The sequence below is a fragment of the Nocardiopsis sp. CNS-639 genome (assembly GCF_000381685.1).
In the GTDB taxonomy this organism is placed as follows: Bacteria; Actinomycetota; Actinomycetes; order Streptosporangiales; family Streptosporangiaceae; genus Nocardiopsis; species Nocardiopsis dassonvillei.
The window spans coordinates 343,201-361,517 of sequence record NZ_KB906859.1; the positions used below are offsets into that span (position 1 = coordinate 343,201).

21 protein-coding genes and 1 pseudogene are annotated in these 18,317 nt (G+C 72.8%); 11 read left to right on the plus strand and 11 right to left on the minus strand.

Going from position 1 to position 18,317, the window contains the following annotated elements; translation table 11 throughout:
- Nucleotides 1–61: 61 nt before the first annotated feature.
- The 4 genes from G011_RS0112600 (at nt 62) to G011_RS0112615 (ending at nt 1,917) form a co-directional block, all read left to right on the plus strand.
- Nucleotides 62–451 carry a F0F1 ATP synthase subunit epsilon gene (locus tag G011_RS0112600; protein WP_013151392.1) on the plus strand — a complete coding sequence of 130 codons (390 nt, stop codon included), beginning with the start codon at nt 62–64 and terminating at the stop codon, nt 449–451.
- A gap of 27 nt (nt 452–478) precedes the next feature.
- Complete coding sequence (locus G011_RS0112605) at nt 479–961, plus strand: DUF2550 domain-containing protein (RefSeq protein WP_026338249.1); 483 nt, start codon at nt 479–481, stop codon at nt 959–961.
- Between the two features lie 45 nt (nt 962–1,006).
- A complete protein-coding gene (locus tag G011_RS0112610) occupies nt 1,007–1,318 on the plus strand; it encodes an MTH1187 family thiamine-binding protein (protein ID WP_019608769.1) in 312 nt (103 codons plus the stop codon).
- Nucleotides 1,319–1,401: 83 nt separating this feature from the next.
- Entirely contained in the window at nt 1,402–1,917 is a 516-nt protein-coding gene (locus G011_RS0112615; protein WP_019608770.1) for a hypothetical protein, read from the plus strand.
- Nucleotides 1,918–2,105: 188 nt separating this feature from the next.
- Here G011_RS0112615 and G011_RS0112620 read toward each other — a convergent pair whose 3' ends face one another.
- The 9 genes and pseudogenes from G011_RS0112620 to nucS all read right to left on the minus strand — a co-directional run bounded on the left by G011_RS0112620 (nt 2,106) and on the right by nucS (nt 9,663).
- Nucleotides 2,106–2,555, minus strand: coding sequence for a hypothetical protein (locus tag G011_RS0112620; RefSeq protein ID WP_019608771.1), 450 nt, complete (start codon nt 2,553–2,555; stop codon nt 2,106–2,108).
- Between the two features lie 248 nt (nt 2,556–2,803).
- Complete coding sequence (locus tag G011_RS0112625) at nt 2,804–3,400, minus strand: cob(I)yrinic acid a,c-diamide adenosyltransferase (RefSeq protein ID WP_026338251.1); 597 nt, start codon at nt 3,398–3,400, stop codon at nt 2,804–2,806.
- Between the two features lie 303 nt (nt 3,401–3,703).
- Nucleotides 3,704–5,308: a M28 family peptidase gene (locus G011_RS0112630; protein ID WP_026338252.1), complete on the minus strand. Its 1,605-nt coding sequence runs from the start codon at nt 5,306–5,308 to the stop codon at nt 3,704–3,706.
- Nucleotides 5,309–5,543: 235 nt separating this feature from the next.
- Entirely contained in the window at nt 5,544–6,203 is a 660-nt protein-coding gene (locus tag G011_RS0112635; protein ID WP_026338253.1) for a DUF1707 domain-containing protein, read from the minus strand.
- Nucleotides 6,204–6,288: 85 nt separating this feature from the next.
- Nucleotides 6,289–6,573: pseudogene (locus G011_RS29775) on the minus strand (response regulator transcription factor); the annotation flags it as partial.
- Nucleotides 6,546–7,064 (minus strand): hypothetical protein, encoded by a 519-nt coding sequence (locus tag G011_RS0112645; protein ID WP_231391433.1) that lies wholly within the window; start codon nt 7,062–7,064, stop codon nt 6,546–6,548. The gene G011_RS0112645 and the pseudogene G011_RS29775, both read right to left, overlap by 28 nt.
- Nucleotides 7,040–7,894, minus strand: a complete 855-nt coding sequence (locus tag G011_RS0112650) for an ABC transporter permease (protein WP_019608777.1) — start codon at nt 7,892–7,894, stop codon at nt 7,040–7,042. Before G011_RS0112650 ends, G011_RS0112645 begins: the two co-directional genes overlap by 25 nt.
- Complete coding sequence (locus tag G011_RS0112655) at nt 7,891–8,796, minus strand: ABC transporter ATP-binding protein (RefSeq protein WP_019608778.1); 906 nt, start codon at nt 8,794–8,796, stop codon at nt 7,891–7,893. Before G011_RS0112655 ends, G011_RS0112650 begins: the two co-directional genes overlap by 4 nt.
- A 189-nt stretch (nt 8,797–8,985) precedes the next feature.
- Complete coding sequence (gene nucS / locus G011_RS0112660; protein ID WP_013151405.1) at nt 8,986–9,663, minus strand: endonuclease NucS; 678 nt, start codon at nt 9,661–9,663, stop codon at nt 8,986–8,988.
- Nucleotides 9,664–9,871: 208 nt separating this feature from the next.
- On the opposite strand from nucS, the gene G011_RS0112665 reads away from it, so the two are divergent.
- The 4 genes from G011_RS0112665 to G011_RS0112680 all read left to right on the plus strand — a co-directional run bounded on the left by G011_RS0112665 (nt 9,872) and on the right by G011_RS0112680 (nt 12,947).
- A complete protein-coding gene (locus tag G011_RS0112665; protein ID WP_019608779.1) occupies nt 9,872–10,258 on the plus strand; it encodes an SCO5389 family protein in 387 nt (128 codons plus the stop codon).
- 161 nt (nt 10,259–10,419) lie between these two features.
- Nucleotides 10,420–11,631: a 3-hydroxybutyryl-CoA dehydrogenase gene (locus tag G011_RS0112670; protein WP_026338254.1), complete on the plus strand. Its 1,212-nt coding sequence runs from the start codon at nt 10,420–10,422 to the stop codon at nt 11,629–11,631.
- A gap of 210 nt (nt 11,632–11,841) precedes the next feature.
- Entirely contained in the window at nt 11,842–12,174 is a 333-nt protein-coding gene (locus G011_RS0112675; protein WP_013151408.1) for a hypothetical protein, read from the plus strand.
- 32 nt (nt 12,175–12,206) lie between these two features.
- Nucleotides 12,207–12,947 (plus strand): alpha/beta hydrolase, encoded by a 741-nt coding sequence (locus G011_RS0112680; RefSeq protein ID WP_013151409.1) that lies wholly within the window; start codon nt 12,207–12,209, stop codon nt 12,945–12,947.
- Nucleotides 12,948–13,138: 191 nt separating this feature from the next.
- Here the strand turns inward: G011_RS0112680 and G011_RS0112685 are convergent, their stop codons facing one another.
- Together G011_RS0112685 and mce are read right to left on the minus strand one after the other, a co-directional pair.
- Entirely contained in the window at nt 13,139–14,434 is a 1,296-nt protein-coding gene (locus tag G011_RS0112685; RefSeq protein WP_013151410.1) for a DivIVA domain-containing protein, read from the minus strand.
- 379 nt (nt 14,435–14,813) lie between these two features.
- Nucleotides 14,814–15,392, minus strand: a complete 579-nt coding sequence (gene mce, locus G011_RS0112690) for a methylmalonyl-CoA epimerase (protein WP_019608782.1) — start codon at nt 15,390–15,392, stop codon at nt 14,814–14,816.
- An 87-nt stretch (nt 15,393–15,479) separates the two neighbouring features.
- Between mce and G011_RS0112695 the strand changes: the two genes are divergently transcribed.
- The 3 genes from G011_RS0112695 to G011_RS31685 all read left to right on the plus strand — a co-directional run bounded on the left by G011_RS0112695 (nt 15,480) and on the right by G011_RS31685 (nt 18,128).
- Nucleotides 15,480–16,667, plus strand: coding sequence for an acetyl-CoA C-acetyltransferase (locus tag G011_RS0112695; protein WP_019608783.1), 1,188 nt, complete (start codon nt 15,480–15,482; stop codon nt 16,665–16,667).
- 346 nt (nt 16,668–17,013) lie between these two features.
- The gene (gene meaB, locus G011_RS0112700) at nt 17,014–17,970 is read left to right on the plus strand and encodes a methylmalonyl Co-A mutase-associated GTPase MeaB (protein WP_019608784.1); all 957 of its coding nucleotides are present in this window, start codon (nt 17,014–17,016) and stop codon (nt 17,968–17,970) included.
- Between the two features lie 5 nt (nt 17,971–17,975).
- Nucleotides 17,976–18,128, plus strand: coding sequence for a membrane or secreted protein (locus G011_RS31685; protein ID WP_155979754.1), 153 nt, complete (start codon nt 17,976–17,978; stop codon nt 18,126–18,128).
- Nucleotides 18,129–18,317: the final 189 nt, after the last annotated feature.

Sequence of the window (18,317 nt, forward strand, 5' to 3'; positions counted from 1 at the left end):
CCCCGACAGCGGTCGGGGACCGGCCCGGCCGAATCACCCGCTAGCCGAGGAGTTTGTGGCAGTGTCGAAGAAGCTTTTCGTCGAGATCGTCTCGCCCGAACGTGAGATTTGGGCGGGCGAGGGCGACATGGTCATCGCGAAGACCGTCGAGGGTGAGATGGGCGTCCAGCCCGGGCACGTCCCGGTGCTGTCGCTGCTCGCCCACGACGCGGTCGTCCGCGTGCTGGGCGCGCGGGAGACCGGCGAGGTCCGGGCCGCCGCGCACGGCGGGTTCGTCTCGGTCTCGGGTGAGGGACGCGTCTCCATCCTCGCTGAGACCGCCGAGCTCGCCGAGGACATCGATGTGGACCGCGCGCGCACGGCGCTGAAGGGCGCGGCCGAGTCCGGCGACAACGTCGCCCTGGGCCGTGCCCGCAGCCGTCTGCGGGCCGCGGGCGAGGAAGTCGCCTAGCGTAGGACGGCGGGACGAGTGGTGGGCATGCAACGGCTCCGGCCCGGAGCACCCTGGTGGGAGTCCGCGCTGTGGGTGTTCCTCGCCCTGCTCGTCGTCCTGCTGGCGCTGGCGCTCGCCGTCACCCTGCGCCGCTGGATCCTCGTACGGCGCGGCGGCGCGGTGGAGTGCTACCTGCGCGCCGTCGGGGCGCGGGGCCGCAGGGGGTCCTGGCGTATCGGCTTCGGCCGGTACGGCACGGAGAACCTGGGCTGGTTCCCGATCTTCTCCCTCAGACCGCGGCCGACAGCCAGGCTGTCGCGCCGCGGTCTCGTCGTCGTGGGGCGGCGCGCCCCCGCCGGGGACGAGGACCTGCCCGCCGACCTCACCGTGCTCCAGGTGGGCTGGTTGCTCGCCGACGGCTCCGACCCCCGCGAGGCGGCCTACGAGATCGCCATGGGCGAGGGCGCCCAGACCGGCTTCCTGTCGTGGCTGGAGTCGATGCCCCCGGGAACGCACTGGGAGAGCTGAGTTTGTGCGCGTGGGTGGTTCCCCCGCGCGCCCCGTGTGCCTAGCATGGCCGACATGAGTACGATCGTCGCTTTCTCCGTCTCCCCTCTCGGAACCGGTGAGTCCGTCGCCCCCGCCGTCGCCCGCGCTGTGCGGGTGGTCCGGGAGAGCGGACTGCCCAACGAGACCTCCGCCATGTTCACCAGCGTCGAGGGTGAATGGGACGAGGTCATGGACGTCGTCAAGCGCGCCGTGCAGGCCGCGGGGGAGGGCGCCTCCCGGGTCAGCCTCACCCTCAAGGCCGACATCCGCGAGGGCGTCACCGACGGCCTGCGCAGCAAGGTCGAGGCCGTCGAACGCGAACTCGGCGACGCCTGAGACCGGGCCTTTCGCGGGGCGCGGCGCGGCCGTGCCCCGTGTCCCCTTCCCCTGGGCGGCCGGACACGGCAGGATGCGGTTCCATGTTCGCCTCGCGACTTCCCCTACTCCTGGGCCCCGCCCTCCTCATCCCCCTGCTCGCCGCCTGCCAGCCCTCGGGCGGCCACGTCGGCGCCGTGGCCACGGGCCACTTCTCCGCCGCGCACGAGTTCCCCGTGCTGGTCGTGGCCTGGTGCGGTGACGCCTCCCCCCGCCAGATCGACCTGACCGGCGGCGGGCAGCGGATCCACCTGATCGCCACCCGCGACTTCGACGGCAACCGGACCGAGGTGGACCTGGCCGCCCCCGGTGACGCCTGGCGGATCACCGACGGCGACGGACGGCAGGTCTACCGTCTGGTCCCGGAGTCGGAGGGTGAGGAGTACACGGTCGGGATCGGCTCGCGGGAGGCCCCGCCGGGCGAGGAGACCGAGCACGACATCGGCACGGTCGCGTTCACGACCGGGGTGCTGGCCGAGGAGCAGGGCGTGTACGCCGCCGCCGGGGGGTCGGCCGAGGCGGAGTTCGTCCCGGAGGAGGAGTTCCCGCCCGAGTGCTGAGGGGCCGGGGCCGCCCTCGTCCCGGGGTGCCCGGAACCCCCGCCCTCCCTGCCCTGGGCCGCGACCGCGCCGCGTGTGCACCTCCCGTGTCCGCGTGTCTGCCGCCGTGCCGCGCCGACCGAACGGTGCGGACAGGGGCGCGCCCGGCCCGTGGGAGGGTGCCGGGCCGGGCGCGGTCAGGGGGGCGGTCAGCCGACCTGCGGGTGGGCGTGTCCGGCCGGGACCGCGGCACCGGAGAAGTACTCCCTGGCGGTCGCGGTGTTGGCCAGGACCGCCACGGTGACGGCGAAGAGCGCCGCGACGATCTCGGGGACCCCGCTGACCGGGGTGAGCAGCAGGGCCAGGATCACGACGGCGTAGACCGCGTTGACCGCGGTCACCGAGGTGCGCACGCCGCCGCGGTTCCGGTTGACCATGACGGCCAGGACGGCCGACAGCGCGCCGTAGACCAGGCCGACGGCCGCGCCGGTCAGCACGGCCCAGACGGGCACCTGAGCGCCCTCGGCGATCATCGGGACGGTGGCCATGGCGGTGGCGCCGACGAGGGCCATCAGGCTCATGATGATCTGGTAGACCGCGATCAGGACCAGCAGCACGAAGACCGCGGTGACGGTCGCCGGTCTGGCTCTGGTGGTCATCTGCGTTCCTTCCTTCGTCCGTTCCTGTGTCCAGAACCCATAACCCCAGTCCGGCCGAAGACACGCGTCCCACCGGACGATTTCCGTCCGCGCAGGTCGCGGACGCCCACTGGGACGGCGTTCCGGGGTGTGGGCGGCCCCGGGGCGGTGTGGGGAGCGCGAAGGGGTCCCGCTCACGCGGAGCGGGACCCCTCGGGGTGCGGGCGGGCGCCCGGGCGCGGCCCGCAGGCCGCGGCGGGCAGCGGACGTCAGCGTTCGCCGCCGGGCTTCCACAGGACCTCGTCGCCCTCCCGGGCGACGTACCGGCCGAGGATGAACAGCAGGTCGGAGAGCCGGTTGAGGTACTGGGCGGTGAGCGGGTTGACGGTCTCGCCGTGCTCCTCGACGGCCGCCCACACGCTGCGCTCGGCCCGCCGGACCACGATCCGGGCGGTGTGCATGAGCGCCACGGTGGGGGAGCCCCCGGGCAGGATGAAGCTGCGCAGGGTGGGCAGGTCGGCGTTGTAGGCGTCGCAGGCCTCCTCCAGCCGGGTGACGTACTCGGGCAGGACCCGCAGCGGCGGGTACTCCGGGTCGGGCACGATCGGCGTGGACAGGTCGGCGCCCAGGTCGAACAGCTCGTTCTGGATCCGTCCGAGCAGGTCCCGAACGTCGTCGGGCAGCTCGCCCAGCGCCAGGGCGGTGCCGATCGCGGCGTTGGCCTCCTCGGTGTCGGCGTAGCCCACCAGGCGCGTGTCGTTCTTGCCGGTCCGGCTCATGTCGCCGAGCGCCGTCGTCCCGGCGTCGCCGGTGCGCGTGTAGATCTTCGACAGCACGACCGGCTTGTCGGTGTCCCGTTTGGTCATGCCCTCCACCCTAGGGTTCGGTCGCGCTCCGGCGGGTGCTGCGGTGGGCCGGAGCACCTGGCGTGACGGAGGATAACTGTTCCATATCAGCGTGTGAAGGTGATGCAACTCACTGATACATTGGGAATTCAGGGGGCTACCGAAAGTAGTTGCCCGTGGTGTCCATGTGCGGTACCTGGATGCAAGAGGGGGTCATCCGGGAACCGCGGAGGGGGAGACACCGCGGCGGGCGGCGTGGAACCGGGGGGTTCACGCCGCCCGCCCTGTCGTGCATGCGGATCCCTCACGCGGATCGCGCGCGGACTACCTCAGCCAGCCGTCGCCCAGGCGCGGGAAGTCGGGCGCGGCCGTCGTGCGCAGCACACCGTTCACCGGCAGGGTGCTCTCGGCGAAGAACTCCACGCCGTGCGCACCGGCCGCCGACAGCTCGGCCACCGAGTCCCAGTTGATGTGCTCCATGGTGTCGTCGGCGGTGTGGTAGTACGGGTCGAACTGCTCGCCCGCCGTACCGCCGTACCACTCGACCTGCTCCTCGGTCTTGACGCCGTCGGCGCCGCTGAACAGGCCGCCCGACGGGATGCCCGCGGTCATGAAGGCCTGGTAGTCGCTGCGCCCGCTCAGCACGCCGGGCTCGCTGACCTGGTCCTGGGCGGCGAAGTAGTCCTCGAAGACCTTCGCGATCGCGCCGGAGCCCGACGGGGCGGCCACGGAGCCGGGCAGCTCCATCCGGCCGTCCAGCACGAACCGGCCGTAGTTGTGCGAGCCGATCATGTCGAAGTTGAGGTAGAGGGCGATGTCCTCGACCTCCTGCGCGGTCAGGTCCTCCACGTACCGGGTGGAACCGACCAGGCCCTCCTCCTCGGTGCCCCAGAAGGCGAACCGCACCTTGTTGTTGGGCTCCTCCTGCTCGGCCAGCTGGATGGCGGTCTCCAGCAGGAAGGCCGTGCCGCTGCCGTTGTCGTTGATGCCGGGGCCGTCCTCGACGCTGTCCAGGTGGCCGCCCACGACCACCACGTTGTCGTCCCGGCCGCCCGGGGTCTCGGCCAGGACGCTGTAGGAGGTCTCGTTGCTGACCTCGGCGTCCACGCTCACCCGCAGCTCCAGGCCCTCGGCGGCCAGCAGCTCCGTGCCCAGCGTTCCGGACACGCCCAGGGCGGGGATGGCCGAGTGCTCGCCCACGGTGCCCAGGAAGACCTCGTCCTCGTTGTTGACCACCAGGGCGGCCGCGGCCCCCGCGGCGGCGGCGTTGTCCACCTTGTCCGAGAACGGGCAGGTGCCGCGTACGGTGATCGCGATCGCGCCCTCGGGGAAGTCGGCGAAGTCGTCGGGGGAGCAGCCGCTCGCGGCGCTGTCGGCGTTGACGGCCACCGCCGGGGCGGTGACGTCGCCCGAGCCGGAGTAGCTCATGGTCGCGTAGTCGGTCTCGGCCTCGTAGGCGACCTGCTCCGGCGCGGTCTGGGCGAGGACGGCCGGGGAGTTCTCCCGCCACAGCTCGTACTCGTACTCGTGCCGGTAGGGCTCGTACCCGGCGCGCTCCAGCTGGTCCTCGACGTAGAGGGCGGCGACGTCGTAGCCGGGGGTGTTCGTGGCCCGGTTGCCGCCGTTGTACTCGGCGATGGTGTCGAGGTTCTCCAGGTGCTCGCGGATGGCCTCCGCACTCACCCGCTCCGACAGCGGCGGGTCCTCGCTCGGCCTGCCCGCGTGCGCGGGCGGCCCCGCGTGCTCGGGGGCTCCGGAGTGGTCCGGGGGCCCGGCGTGCCCGGGCGGCCCGGGTTCGGCGTGGGCGGGGGAGGACGCCAGGGCGGCGACGGTCATCAGCACGGCCGCGGCGCCGGCCGTGGCGGCGCGGCGCCGGGAGGCGGGCACGGCCGCTCCGCGCGGCGGCTTCCCTTCGGAACTGGTGCGCAAGGATCTTCCTCCGGAGTGCGGGGGTCCACCGCTCCTGGGAGTCGGGGGATGGACACCTTGGGTAGGCGAAGTACCGGTGCAGCCTGACACCGCGGAGGTGCTCCCGGCAAGGACCGATGACCACAATTGCCACAATCAGCCACAGACCTTACGCATGGGGTGGCAGTGTGGTTCCATGGACGGTCCCGCGTGAGCAGAACGTCTCGTCGACCCGTGTCCTCCCGGGGAGGCGGGCCTACTCCTCGTCCTGGTGCTTGCGCGGTTTGTACTCGACGCCCACCCCGCCCATCACGGCGATGCCCCGCACGTGCACGATCGGCGCGTCCGGGTCCACCACGCTGGGGGTGTTCTCGGAGACGCCGAAGCCGCCCATTAGCGGCAGGCCATGCACCCGCACCTGCACGTCGTCGGGCACGGTGATGCCCACCCCGCCCATGACGGCGCAGACCCAGATGGTGGTCTCGCGCTGGGTGAACCGGGCCTCGCGCAGGTCCAGGTCGATCCCGCCCAGCACCGCGAAGGCGGTGAAGGCGCCCGGCACGACCCAGTTGCCCGACCGGGCGGCACCGCCCAGGACGACGACCGCGGCCCGGCTGGTGGGTTCCTGGTCCACGATCCGGCCGCCGCCGTAGAGCGGCCGGGGCGAACGGAAGTCGGTGGGGGCCACGGAGGCGCCGGGAGCGTTCGGCGCCGGGAGGTCCTCGGTGAGGGGGACCAGCTCGCCGACGGTTTTGGCCCGGTAGACCGCGTCGAGCCGCTCGCTGTGCTCGTCCGGGTCCAGACGTCCCTCGGCAAGGGCTTCACGCAGGCGGTGCGCGACGGAGTCACGGTCGGCGTCGGAGGCGCGCATCCGACCGTGCTCGGGGGGAGTGATCTCGCTCATTGCTTCCACCATAGAACCATTCTTCCGGCGCCGCGCGGTGTGCCGCATCGGGGAAAATCCCCCAGAGATCCCCGAGACCCGGCTCCGCGGCCCGGGATCAGTCCTCGGGGAGCAGCCCGCGGCGGATCGCCTGGCTCACCGCCGACGTCCCGTCGCCCACGCCGAGCTTGTCGTAGACCCGCATCAGGTGGGTCTTGACCGTGGTCGGACTGATGCGCAGGGCACGCCCGATCGCCGCGTTGGTGCGCCCCTCGGAGGCCAGGCGCAGCACCTCCACCTCGCGGGGCGACAGCACGGCGGCGGGCTCTCCGCGCCGGCGCATGCCGGTGAACAGCCTGCCCGCCAGCCGTCCGGTCAGGACGGTCTCCCCGCGCGCCGCGGCATCGGGACCAGCAGGATCGCGCCCACCGTCGAGACGGCGGCCGGGACCGGGGAGGTGATGAAGCACAGCGGGGCCACCGCCACGACCACGAAGGTCAGGGTGGGGTTGACCGTCACCGCGGGCAGGCACAGCACGAGCAGGGCGGCCATGAGGACCGCCGGGCGGACCCGCTCCTCGCGCAGCACCAACCGCCTGGCGAACAGGTAGTACACGGCCGTCACCGCGGCCATGAGCCCCACGAGCGGCCACCGCCAGAAGGGGTCGCTGGTGACCAGCGCGATGGCCGCCATGGCGGCCGTCACGGAGGTGAAGTACACGTCCCACCACACGCCCAGGTCCCAGGCGTGCCGTTCGTCGCGCTCCTCCTCCCCGGCTGGGGTGCCTTCCCCGGACGGGGCGCCGCCGGGCCCGGGGGACGGTGCGGGCGGGGCGTGGCCGCCCCCCGGAGCCCGTGCGGCCACGGCGATCACCCGTCCTTCCGCGTCTTCCACCGGAACGTCAGCAGTACCAGCGCCAAGCCCACCACACACCACACGCCCAGCGCGAGGGCGACCCCGGACAGGTCCCACGAACCGCCGGGTTCGAGGGCGGCCATCTCGGCGGGGAAGAACGCCGCGCGCAGGCCCTGCGCCATCCACATCAGGGGGAAGAGCGCGGCGGCGTCGAGCACCCAGTCGGGCAGGGCGACGACCGGAACGAAGATTCCCGAGATGAACTGCAGGATCAGGAAGGGCACGACCACGATGCCGGAGGCGGAGCGGACGTTGCGGGCCAGGGAGCTGACCGCGACGCCCAGCAGCGAGCAGGAGACGGTACCCAGCACGAACACCCACGCGAGCGTCGCCCAGGCGGCGGGTCCGTCGGGCATGCGCGCCCCGAAGGCCAGGACGGCCACGCCCAGCAGCAGGACCAGCTGGCCCAGGGCCAGGAACAGCACCACCACGGTCTTGCCGACGAAGTAGGCGGTCGGCGGCATCGGCGTACCGCGCAGGCGGCGCAGACCGCCCCGCTCGCGCTCGTTGGCGATGCCCAGACCCAGCTGCTGGAAGCTGACCGACATCAGGCCCATCGCCACCAGGCCCGGCAGGTAGTAGTCCACGGCGGGCATGCCCATGTCGAACATGCCGTCGAAGATCGACGAGAACATGACCAGGATCAGCGCGGGCAGGGAGAAGGTGAAGATCACGCTCTCCCACTCGTGCGCGAACTCGCGGATCTCCAGCCAGCCCCGGGACAGCCCGACGCGCAGCGCGCCGGGCAGGCGTCCGGAGGAGGCCGGTACGGCGGGGTCGGCGGGAGTGCGGTCGGTCGCGGTGCTCACGCGGACACCCTCCTCTCGGCGGGGCGGCCGTCCCTGTCGTCGCCCTCCCCGCGGTTATCGCCCTCCTCGCCGATCAGGCCCAGGTAGACGTCCTCCAGCGTGGGGCGGTGCACGCTCAACCCCGGGACCTCGCCGGAGAACAGGGCGGACAGCTCGCCCACCACCCGGGCGGGCTCGTCGGTGCGGGTTTCACGGCGCTGCCCGTCGACCGTCCAGCCGACGGTGGCCCGGGCCGAGGCGCGCCCGCCCAGGGTGGCGGGGGATCCCTGCGCGCGCACCCTGCCGCGCGCGACCACGCACACGCGGTCGGCGAGCGCCTCGGCCTCCTCCAGGTAGTGCGTGGTCAGGACGATGGTGGTGCCGCCCCGGGCCAGGTCGCCGATCAGCGTCCAGAAGTCGCGCCGGGCCCCGGGGTCGAAGCCGGTGGTGGGCTCGTCCAGGAACAGCAGTTCCGGCCTGCCGATGATGCCCAGGGCCACGTCCAGGCGTCGGCGCTGGCCGCCGGACAGGGACGCGACCCGCGCCCGGGACTTCTCGCCCAGACCGACCAGGTCGACCACCGCGTCGGGGTCGCGGGGAGCGGGGTAGTAGCCCGCGAAGTGGCGGACCACCTCGCGCACGGACAGCTGGGGGATCAGCGTCTCCCCCTGCCACACCACCCCGATACGCGAGCGCCACCGGCGACCGGCGGTGCCGGGGTCCTCGCCCAGCACGCGGACGGTGCCGTCGTCGCGGTGACGGAAGCCCTCCAGGATCTCGACCGTGGTGGACTTGCCCGCACCGTTGGGGCCGAGGAGGGCGAAGACCTCGCCGCGCCGGACGCTCAGGTCGACTCCGGCGACGGCCTCGTCGTCGCCGTACTTCTTGCGGAGGCCGTGGACCTCGATCGCTGTCTCGCTCATGCCACCGACTCTCCCGCGGGCGGGACCCCCGGGGTATCGGCCGCCGGGTCGCACCCGTGTCCTCCGGATGGAGGACGCCACCCCGACCAAGGGAGGGGCGGCCCCAGGGGCAGGGGGCACCCCGGAGCGGACGCGGACGGGCCCCGGGCGCGCGCTCGCGCCCGGGGCCCGTCAGGAGGAGGGGGCCGCTCAGAACAGGCGGAGCACGTCCGGCTCGATCCCGCGCAGCTCGTCGTAGTCCAGCACCACGCAGGCGATGCCGCGGTCCTCGGCGAGCACACGGGCCTGCGGCTTGATCTCCTGGGCGGCGAACACGCCGCGCACCGGCGCGAGCTGCGGGTCCCGGTTGAGCAGTTCCAGGTAGCGGGTGAGCTGTTCGACGCCGTCGATGTCGCCGCGGCGCTTGAGCTCCACCGCGACGGTGGCGTTGGCGCCGTCCCGGCACAGGATGTCCACCGGGCCGATCGCGGTGGGGTACTCGCGGCGGATGAGGGTGTAGCCGTCGCCGAGGGTGGTGATGTGCTCGGCCAGCAGCTCCTGGAGGTGGGCCTCCACACCATCCTTCTGCAGGCCGGGGTCCTTGCCCAGCTCGTGCGAGGAGTCGTGCATGACCTCCTCGACGGTCAGCACCAGCTTCTCACCGGACTTGCCGTGGGTGACCGTCCACACGTCGGGTCCGTCGGCGACGGTCTCCTCGCGCAGTTTGCAGGGCGGGTTCATCCAGTTCAGCGGTTTGAACGCCCGGTCGTCGGCGTGGATGGACACACTCCCGTCGGCCTTGATGAGGATCAGGCGGGGAGCCATGGGCAGGTGGGCGGTGAGGCGGCCGACGTAGTCGACACTGCACCGAGCGATGACGAGACGCACGAAACGTCACGTTACCGCCTCCGCCGCACGCGCGGGGCGCAACCGCGTATCGTCCGCCCTCCCCGTTCGGCGCTGGCGACCGCGCCCACAGGGATGTGCCCCCGAGGGAAGACAGGTGTGTCCCCTCGGCGCCATGACGGGGCGCGGCCGGACCCCTAACGTCGCCAGGGGCGCGCATCCGCGCGCCCGCGACGACGAAGGGACCCCCATGTCGCTGACGGTCTCCCCCGACCTGCTGGAGAAGGCGAAGCACGGCCCGGTCGAGGACGCCGACTTCATCGCCTGCATCAAGGACTCCCTGCCCTACGCCTGGGAGGTGGTCAGCGGGCTGGCCGAGGGCGCCCGGACCGCCGAGTCCGGCTTCGAGGCGAACGAGGTGCCCCCGCCCGGCGAACAGGAGAGGGGCCAGCTGCTGCGCCTGCTCGCCAGCGACGCCATGCGCGGCGCGGTGGAGCGGCACTTCGGCCTGCGCCTGGCCTTCCAGAACTGCCACCGCGTGGCCCTCTTCGCGCCCGGGGCCGAGGAGGCCCGCGCCGAGTTCACCTCCCCGCGCGCCCAGCTGCTCAACCAGTCGCCCGAGCTCGTCGACTGCTAGAGGCGGTCCTGTCGGGGGTGGTCGCGCCCCGGCAGGGGGCGGTGCCGCCGCGCCACGGCCGGGGTGCGGCGGCACCGCCACCGCCGCACCGGATGGCACCGAGTGCCCGACTCGGGCATCCCGTGCGCGGGACGGTTCGGCCGGGCCCGTAGTCTGGGCGTATGGTGCAGGAATTTGACAAGGTCGGTGTCGTCGGACTCGGCGCGATGGGCGCGGGTATCGCCGAGGTGTTCGCCCGCGCGGGGTTCAACGTCACCGGGGTCGAGATCGACCAGGCCGCCGTCGACCGCGGCCGCGCCCACGTGGACCGGTCCCTCTCGAAGGCGGTGGACAAGGGCAAGCTCACCGAGGACGAACGCACCGGGATCGACACCCGGCTGACGTTCACCACCTCGCGCGAGGACCTCGCCGACGCGGACTTCGTCGTCGAGGCCGTCCCCGAACGGATGGACATCAAGAAGGACGTCTTCGCGGACCTGGACCGGATCTGCCCGCCCGGCACGATCCTGGCCACCAACACGTCCTCGCTGTCGGTCACCGAGATCGCCGCGCTCACCGGCCGCTCGGACAAGGTCGTGGGGCTGCACTTCTTCAACCCCGCCCCGGTCATGAAGCTGGTCGAGGTCATCACCACGGTCTCCACCAGCGCGGAGACCGTCGACGTGGTCTGCGAGGTGGCCAAGCGCATCGGCAAGACCCCCGTGGCGGTCGGTGACCGCGCCGGGTTCGTGGCCAACGCCCTCCTCGTGCCCTACATCAACGACGCGATCCGCCTGTACGAGCGCAAGGTGGCCACCCGCGAGGAGATCGACGCCTCGGTGCAGAAGGCCGCGGGACTGCCCATGGGCCCGCTGGCCCTCGCCGACCTGGTCGGCCTCGACGTATGCCTGGCCGTCATGGACGTCCTGTGGGAGGAGTACCGCGACCGGCGCTACGCCGCCTCGCCGCTGCTGCGCCGCATGGTGGCCGCGGGCCGCCTGGGCCGCAAGTCCGGCCAGGGCTTCTACGCGGGCACCGACGAGGCCCCCGAGCCCCGACCCACCGGCCGCTACGCGCAGATGATCCAGGAGGAGGAGACCCTGGACCTGGGCGAGGTCCTCCTCGCGCCGCAGATCGACGACGCCATGCGCATGATCGGCGACGGCTACGCCTCCGCCAGGGACGTCGACACCGCCATGCGCTTCGGCTGCGGCTACCCCAAGGGCCCCACCGAACTACTGGAGGAGCGCGGCGCCGAGTCCGTGGTCACCACCCTGGTCGCGATGGGCGAGTACGGCCTCACCGACATCCCGGTGCCCGCCCCGCTGCTGATGGACCAGCTGCCCGACGCGCCGGAGGGCGAGGGCCACGGCGGCTGCGCCTGCCACGCCTGACGCGCCGAGCGGAGGCGCCGCCGTCGCGGGGCGCGGGCCCCGGTCCGCGGTGACGCCTCCGCGCCGGCCCCGCGCCCGGCACAGGAGCGCCACGGCGCACGGGACCGCTCCGGCCACCGTGCCGGGCCGCCCCTCGCGCGGGGAGGCGGAGTCGGCCGCCGCCGGTCCTGTGGCGGCGGCCACTGCCGGTCCTCTTCTAACCTGGACGGTGTGAGCCCGCGCCGTAACTCTCCCCGCCGCACATCCGCCCGGGGCCGCAAGGCCCCCGGCGGCGCCCCCGACGACGAGGACGCCCTCATGCTGCGCGTCACCGGCGGACAGCGCCGCGAGACCGGCCCCGACGGCGAGTGGGTGACGCGCCGCATCCCCGGCGCCGCCGCCACCAAGGTCTACCGCTGCCCCGGCTGCGCCCAGGAGATCCCGACCGGCATGGCGCACGTCGTGGCCTGGCGCCCCTACGGTGACGGCGACGACCGGCGCCACTGGCACTCTTCCTGCTGGGACCGGCGCTCCCACCGCGCACCGCGCTCCCCCCGCCGCTGAACCCCGGCCACCTACCCCGGACACGAGGAGCCATGGAGATCCGAGCCACCACGGTGCTGCCCGCCGTGAGACGACCCGTCACCCTGCACACCGCCGACGGACTGGAACTGGTCGGCGAGCTGGCCCTGCCCGAGGGCCGCGACCCCAAGGCCACCCTGGTGTGCCTGCACCCCCTGCCCACCGCCGAGGGCATGATGGACAGCCACGTCCTGCGCAAGGCGTCGTTCCGGCTGCCCGCGCTGGCCGACATCGCGGTGCTGCGGTTCAACACCCGCGGCACCGGTTCGCGGCACGGCACCAGCCAGGGCGAGTTCGGCGAGGGCGAGACCGAGAAGCACGACGTGCTCGCCGCCATCGAGTTCACCGAGTTCGAGGGCCTGCCCGAACCCTGGCTGCTGGGCTGGTCGTTCGGCACCGAGCTGGCCCTCAAGTGGGGCGCCGACCCGCAGGTCAAGGGCGCGATCCTGCTGTCGCCGCCGCTGCACCGCGCAGGCGAGGCCGACATGGAGGTGTGGGCGCGGACGGGCAAGCCGGTGGTCGCCCTGGTCCCCGAGCACGACGACTACCTGCGCCCCGACGAGGCCAGGAAGCGCTTCGAACCGCTCTCCCAGTGCGAGGTCGTCGGGGTGGAGGGCGCCAAGCACCTGTGGGTGGGCGAGCCCTACGTGCGCCGCGTGCTGGACGAGATCGTCAAGCGGGTCAACCCCGAGGCCTACCCGCTCCCCGTGGAGTGGGACGGCCCGTACGAGAAGGACGTCCAGACCCTCGGTTAGCCCCGCGCGGACCTGACCGCCACTGGCGTCCCTGCTGACGGTCCGGTGCCGCCGCGCCCGGCCCCCGGGCCCGCTGCGGGAGGCGCCGTCCCGCCTCCGACACGACGAAGGACCCGCCCTCCCCGGCGTCAGCCGGGGGAGGCGGGTCCTCGCACGTGGGGGAGAGCGTCAGCCCCGAGCGGGCCGCGACCCTACTCCTGCCACCAGTCCTCGTCGTCGGCGCCCTTGCCGGAGTGCACCGGCTGCCGGGTCTCCTCGGCGGCCGGAGCAGGCTCCTGCGGGATCGCGGCCGGGGCCGGAGCGGGGGCGACCGGCGCGGCGGGAACCGGGGCCGGGGCGGCCGGGCCGCCACCGCCGAGCAGCTGGCGCAGCTGCTGGAGGTGCGACTGGATGCTGTCGCGCTGGCGGTTGAGCTCGTCGACCTCCTTCTTGGCGGCCGTCATGATCCGGTTGGCCTCGGACTTGGCGTCCCCGAGCTGGTGCTCGGCCTTGGACTTGGCCTCGGCCTCGATCTGGGCGGCGTTCTTCTTGGCGTTGCCGACCAGCTGCTTGGCGTGGTTCTCGGCGTCGCGGCGGGTCTGCTCGGCCTGCTGGCTCGCCTTGGTGGCGCGCTGCTCGGCGCTGGCGGCCCGCTCCTCGGCCTCGTTGACCATCTTCTGCGTGGCGGCCTGGGCGGCGGCGAGGCGCTCGGCGTCCTGGCGCTCGGCCTCGGCGCGGCGGTCGGCCAGCTGGAGCTCGAACTGGTCCTCGGCCTCGGTGCGCCGGGCCTCGGACTCGGCGTAGGCGCGCTCGGCGTTCTTGCGCAGCTCCTCGGCCTGGCTCTTGGCGGACTGGATGGTCTCGTCGCGCTCACGCTTGGCCGCGGCGCGGGCCTGGGCGCACTCGCGCTCGGTGGTGGTGCGCAGCTTGGCGATCTCGCCCTCGAAGGTCGCCCGCTTCTCGGCGATCTCGTGGTCGACCGCGGAGCGCTTCTTCTGCACCTCGCGCTCGGTGGTGGAGGTGAGCTCGTCGGCCTCGCGGCGGGCGGTGGTGGAGATCTCCTCCGCCTCGGACTCGGCGGTCTGACGGGTCTCGTCGGCCTCGCGCTGGGCGAGGGCGCGCACCTCGGTGGCCTCGGACTCGGCGGCCGCGCGCATGTCGGCGGCCTCGATCTTGGCGGCCGAGCGGATGTCGTTGGCGTCGATCTGCGCGCTCTGGACCAGCTCGTTGGCCTGCTCCTCGGCCAGGCGCAGCAGCTCCTCGATGCGCGAGCCCAGACCGGAGTAGGAGGGGCGCTCGCGCTCCTGGAGCTGGCGGTTCTTGGCGTTCAGCTCGGCCTTGAACTTCTCGACCTGCTTGGAGTACTGCTTGAGCTCGTTGCGCAGGCTGGCCGCGTAGTCATCCACCTGGGTGCGGTCATACCCACGCAGCACCACGTCGAATTCGTGCGGGGTGTTGTCCTCGTCGAAGATGTTGTTGAGCTGGGTGTCGATGTTGTTTGACGGCATGTGGCGGAATCCTGAACGGGTGCGAGACGGCTACTTGCAAGGGGCCGGGGACGGCGGGGAGGGCGGCAGTGCTGTCCCCGGGGACGGGTCCGGTCGCGAGCCGGGGGATGGGGCGGGTGACGACGGGCTGGTGAGCCCCTGACCGCCCCCGAGGTCGTCCGCGTGCGCCACGTCACCTGACACGGCGGTACGGCCGACCCGACTCGGCTACCGGACTGCAAGACATGGACCAACGCCGGAATAGCGCATCCGGCAGCTAGCCGACTTTATCAAGCGCGGAACACCTGGGAAGGGGGTTTCGGGTAACTTCCGGTGGGCTCCGAGGCTAACTACGCCACTGGCGTTCAACCTGTGACTTGTCCGGAACGCCCCCGTGACGCTATCCGGAAATTCCGGGACGGTTGTCGTCCCTTTCCTCATGCGCCCCATCCGCGCTCTGGACCAGCTCGGTGAGCACGCCGCCGCAGTCCTTGGGGTGCAGGAAGACGATCCTCGACCCCGCCGTCCCCCGCCGCGGCCGGGCGTCCAGCACGCGCACGCCGCTCTCGCCGACGCCCGCCGCGGTGGCGGCCACGTCCGCGGTACCGAAGGCGACGTGGTGGACGCCCTCGCCGTTGCGCTCCAGGAACTTGGCCACCGGGGAGTCCGCGCGGGTGGGTTCGAGCAGCTGGAGGTAGGTGGCGCCGCCGTCGTCGGTGCCGTTGACCCGGAGCATGGCCTCGCGCACGCCCTGCTCCTCGTTCACCTCCTCGTGCTCCACCTCGAACCCGTACGTGGACCGGTAGAAGGCCACCGAGGCGTCGAGGTCGCGGCAGGCGATGCCCACGTGGTCGAGCCGGGTCAGGCCGGAGAACGGGACGCCGGGTGCGGACGGGGCCGCGGGTGCGGAGGGGGAGGAAGGGGTGGAGGAGGAGGGCGGGGTGATGAACTCGCTGGCCGAGTGCGGTGCGTCACTCATGGGGTGAACCTCCCGGGGATCGCTGACTGCGGTGTGGGTATCGTTGCAGACCAGGTGCGTCACCCATGCATTTGGAGGCCAGTTACGATGCCCGGTTCCGTCATCGTCGGTGGGGCACGGACCCCCACCGGCAGACTCCTCGGCTCCCTCGCCGGGTTCTCCGCCGCCGACCTCGGGGGCTTCGCGATCAAGGCCGCGCTGGAACGCGCCGGCATCACCGGCGAACAGGTCGGATACGTGGTCATGGGACAGGTGCTCCAGGCGGGCGCGGGCCAGATCCCGTCCCGCCAGGCCGCCGTCAAGGCGGGCATCCCCATGAACGTGCCGTCGGTGACGATCAACAAGGTCTGCCTGTCCGGCCTGGACGCGATCGCCCTCGCCGACCAGCTCATTTCCGCGGGCGAGTTCGACGTGGTGGTGGCCGGGGGCATGGAGTCCATGACCAACGCGCCGCACCTGCTGCCCAAGTCGCGCAAGGGCTACAAGTACGGGTCGGTCGAGGTCCTGGACGCGACCGCGCACGACGGCCTGACCGACGCCTTCGAGGGCGACTCCATGGGCGCCTCCACCGAGCGCCACAACGGCAAGCTCGGCATCGGGCGCGAGGAGCAGGACGCCTTCGCGGCCCGCTCCCACCAGCGCGCGGCCGCCGCGGCCGCCGCCGGGTACTTCGACGCCGAGATCGTCCCCGTCCAGATCCCGCAGCGCAAGGGCGACCCCGTCGTCTTCTCCGCCGACGAGGGCGTGCGGGCCGACACCACCGCCGAGAGCCTGGCCCGTCTGCGCCCCGCCTTCGACAGCGAGGGCACCATCACCGCGGGCTCCTCCTCGCAGATCTCCGACGGCGCCGCCGCGGTGGTCGTGATGAGCCGCGCCAAGGCGGAGGAACTGGGCGCCACGGTCCTGGCCGAGATCGGCGCGCACGGCAACGTCGCCGGTCCGGACAACTCGCTGCACTCCCAGCCCTCCAACGCCATCCGGCACGCGCTGGGCAAGGCGGGCCGCTCGGTCGAGGACCTGGACCTGATCGAGATCAACGAGGCCTTCGCCGCGGTGGGCCTCCAGTCCACCCGCGACCTGGGCGTCTCGGAGGACATCGTCAACGTCAACGGCGGTGCCATCGCGCTCGGCCACCCGATCGGCGCCTCCGGGGCCCGCATCGCCCTGCACCTGGTCCACGAGCTGCGCCGCCGCGGCGGCGGGTTCGGCGCGGCCGCCCTGTGCGGCGGCGGCGGCCAGGGCGACGCCCTGCTGTTCACGGTCCCCGCCGAGTAGCCCAGCTGATGACGCCCGCCGGGCGGTGCCGCTGACGGTTCCCGCCCGGTGGTGCCGTTCGGTACCGCCGCTCGGGGCGCCCGCCGGGCGGTGCCGCGCCGGGCCCCGGGCCCGGCAGCCACGGCCGCCGGACTGCGGCCGACCCCCTCGTGGACGCCGTCCGCGGGCACCGGGAGATCCCCGAACGCCCGCGTGGCGGACCGCGCGGGGGACCCGATCCGAAGACACTGTGACCCGAAGACACTGTGTACCCGGGAGAGCCCCGGGGACACGACGCACCTGACAGCCGCGGGGCGGGGGCCACGAGCCCTCGCCCCGTCCTGCTCCGCCCACACCGAGGAGTTCCATGGACACCCCCCAACTGGTCGAACGGGTCCGCGAGGGCGACCGCCGGGCACTGGCCCGCGCGATCACCCTGGTCGAGAACGGGGCCGCCGCCCTGCGCGAGATCATGGCGGGCCTGGCCCCGCACACCGGTCGTGCCCGGGTGGTGGGCTTCACCGGCTCCCCGGGGGTGGGCAAGTCCACCACCACCAACGCCGTCGTGCGCGCGGCCCGGGCGAAGGGGCTGACCGTCGCCGTGCTGGCCGTGGACCCGTCCTCGCCGTTCACCGGCGGCGCCCTGCTCGGCGACCGCGTGCGGATGCAGGAGCACGCCACCGATCCGGGGGTGTTCATCCGCTCCATGGCCAACCGCGGGCACCTGGGCGGGCTGTCCTGGGCCACGCCGCACGCCCTGCGGGTGCTCGACGCGGCCGGGTTCGACGTGATCCTGGTGGAGACGGTGGGCGTGGGCCAGGCCGAGGTGGAGATCGCCGGGCAGGCCGACACCACCGTGGTGCTGTGCGCCCCGGGCATGGGCGACTCGGTGCAGGCCGCCAAGGCGGGCGTGCTGGAGGTCGCCGACGTCTTCGCGATCAACAAGGCGGACCGGGAGGGCGCCAAGTCCACCCTGCGCGAGCTGCGCCAGATGATCGCCATGAAGGACCGCACCGACCAGGAGTGGAAGCCGCCGATCGTGATGACCGTCGCCTCCAGGGACGAGGGCGTCGACGAGCTGTGGGGGCGGATGGACCAGCACTTCGCCCACCTGGAGGCCAGCGGCGACCTGGCCCGTCGCCGTCGCGCCCGCGCCCGGGACGAGGTGCAGGCGATCGTGCTGGACCTGCTGCGCTCGCGGATGGGCGGGGCGGGCGACGACACCGGCCTGGACGCGCTGGCCGAGGACGTGGCGGAGGGGAGGAAGGACCCCTATGCCGCCGCTGACGTGGTGCTGAAGGAGTTGGGCACTGACCTGGGGTGAGGGTGGTGCTGGTGCTGGTGCTGGTGCTGGTGCTGGTGCTGGTGCTGGTGTTGGTGGCGATGTCAGTGGCGGCCGTGTTTTTCGCAGGTGGCTGGGTTTTCCACAGGCGCGCACTGGGGCTGGTCGTGGTTGGTGTGGGGATGGTTTCCTGGAAATAGGGGGGATCCCACCCATGGAGGTTTTGGCATGCACTTAATCGTCCTATGCCCGGCGCCCCCATGCCCCATATTTCAACGGGGATGACGAATTGAGGGGTAGGGAGGGGCCGTCTTCAGGTCTCTCCCCTACGCCGTTCTTGTCGGGGGTTTCTGGCGGCAACGAAAGCGCGCCAGCTGCCGCGAAAGGGT

Bases quoted from the DNA above. Each gene is read 5' to 3' on its own strand.
- G011_RS0112680 (WP_013151409.1), top strand. From the start codon at position 12,207: ATGGAGATCCGAGCCACCACGGTGCTGCCCGCCGTGAGACGACCCGTC.
- G011_RS0112695 (WP_019608783.1), top strand. From the start codon at position 15,480: ATGCCCGGTTCCGTCATCGTCGGTGGGGCACGGACCCCCACCGGCAGA.
- G011_RS0112615 (WP_019608770.1), top strand. From the start codon at position 1,402: ATGTTCGCCTCGCGACTTCCCCTACTCCTGGGCCCCGCCCTCCTCATC.
- G011_RS0112665 (WP_019608779.1), top strand. From the start codon at position 9,872: ATGTCGCTGACGGTCTCCCCCGACCTGCTGGAGAAGGCGAAGCACGGC.
- mce (WP_019608782.1), bottom strand. From the start codon at position 15,392: ATGAGTGACGCACCGCACTCGGCCAGCGAGTTCATCACCCCGCCCTCC.
- G011_RS0112655 (WP_019608778.1), bottom strand. From the start codon at position 8,796: ATGAGCGAGACAGCGATCGAGGTCCACGGCCTCCGCAAGAAGTACGGC.
- G011_RS0112635 (WP_026338253.1), bottom strand. From the start codon at position 6,203: ATGGTGGAAGCAATGAGCGAGATCACTCCCCCCGAGCACGGTCGGATG.
- meaB (WP_019608784.1), top strand. From the start codon at position 17,014: ATGGACACCCCCCAACTGGTCGAACGGGTCCGCGAGGGCGACCGCCGG.
- G011_RS0112610 (WP_019608769.1), top strand. From the start codon at position 1,007: ATGGCCGACATGAGTACGATCGTCGCTTTCTCCGTCTCCCCTCTCGGA.
- G011_RS0112605 (WP_026338249.1), top strand. From the start codon at position 479: ATGCAACGGCTCCGGCCCGGAGCACCCTGGTGGGAGTCCGCGCTGTGG.
- G011_RS0112620 (WP_019608771.1), bottom strand. From the start codon at position 2,555: ATGACCACCAGAGCCAGACCGGCGACCGTCACCGCGGTCTTCGTGCTG.
- G011_RS0112625 (WP_026338251.1), bottom strand. From the start codon at position 3,400: ATGACCAAACGGGACACCGACAAGCCGGTCGTGCTGTCGAAGATCTAC.
- G011_RS0112670 (WP_026338254.1), top strand. From the start codon at position 10,420: ATGGTGCAGGAATTTGACAAGGTCGGTGTCGTCGGACTCGGCGCGATG.
- G011_RS0112685 (WP_013151410.1), bottom strand. From the start codon at position 14,434: ATGCCGTCAAACAACATCGACACCCAGCTCAACAACATCTTCGACGAG.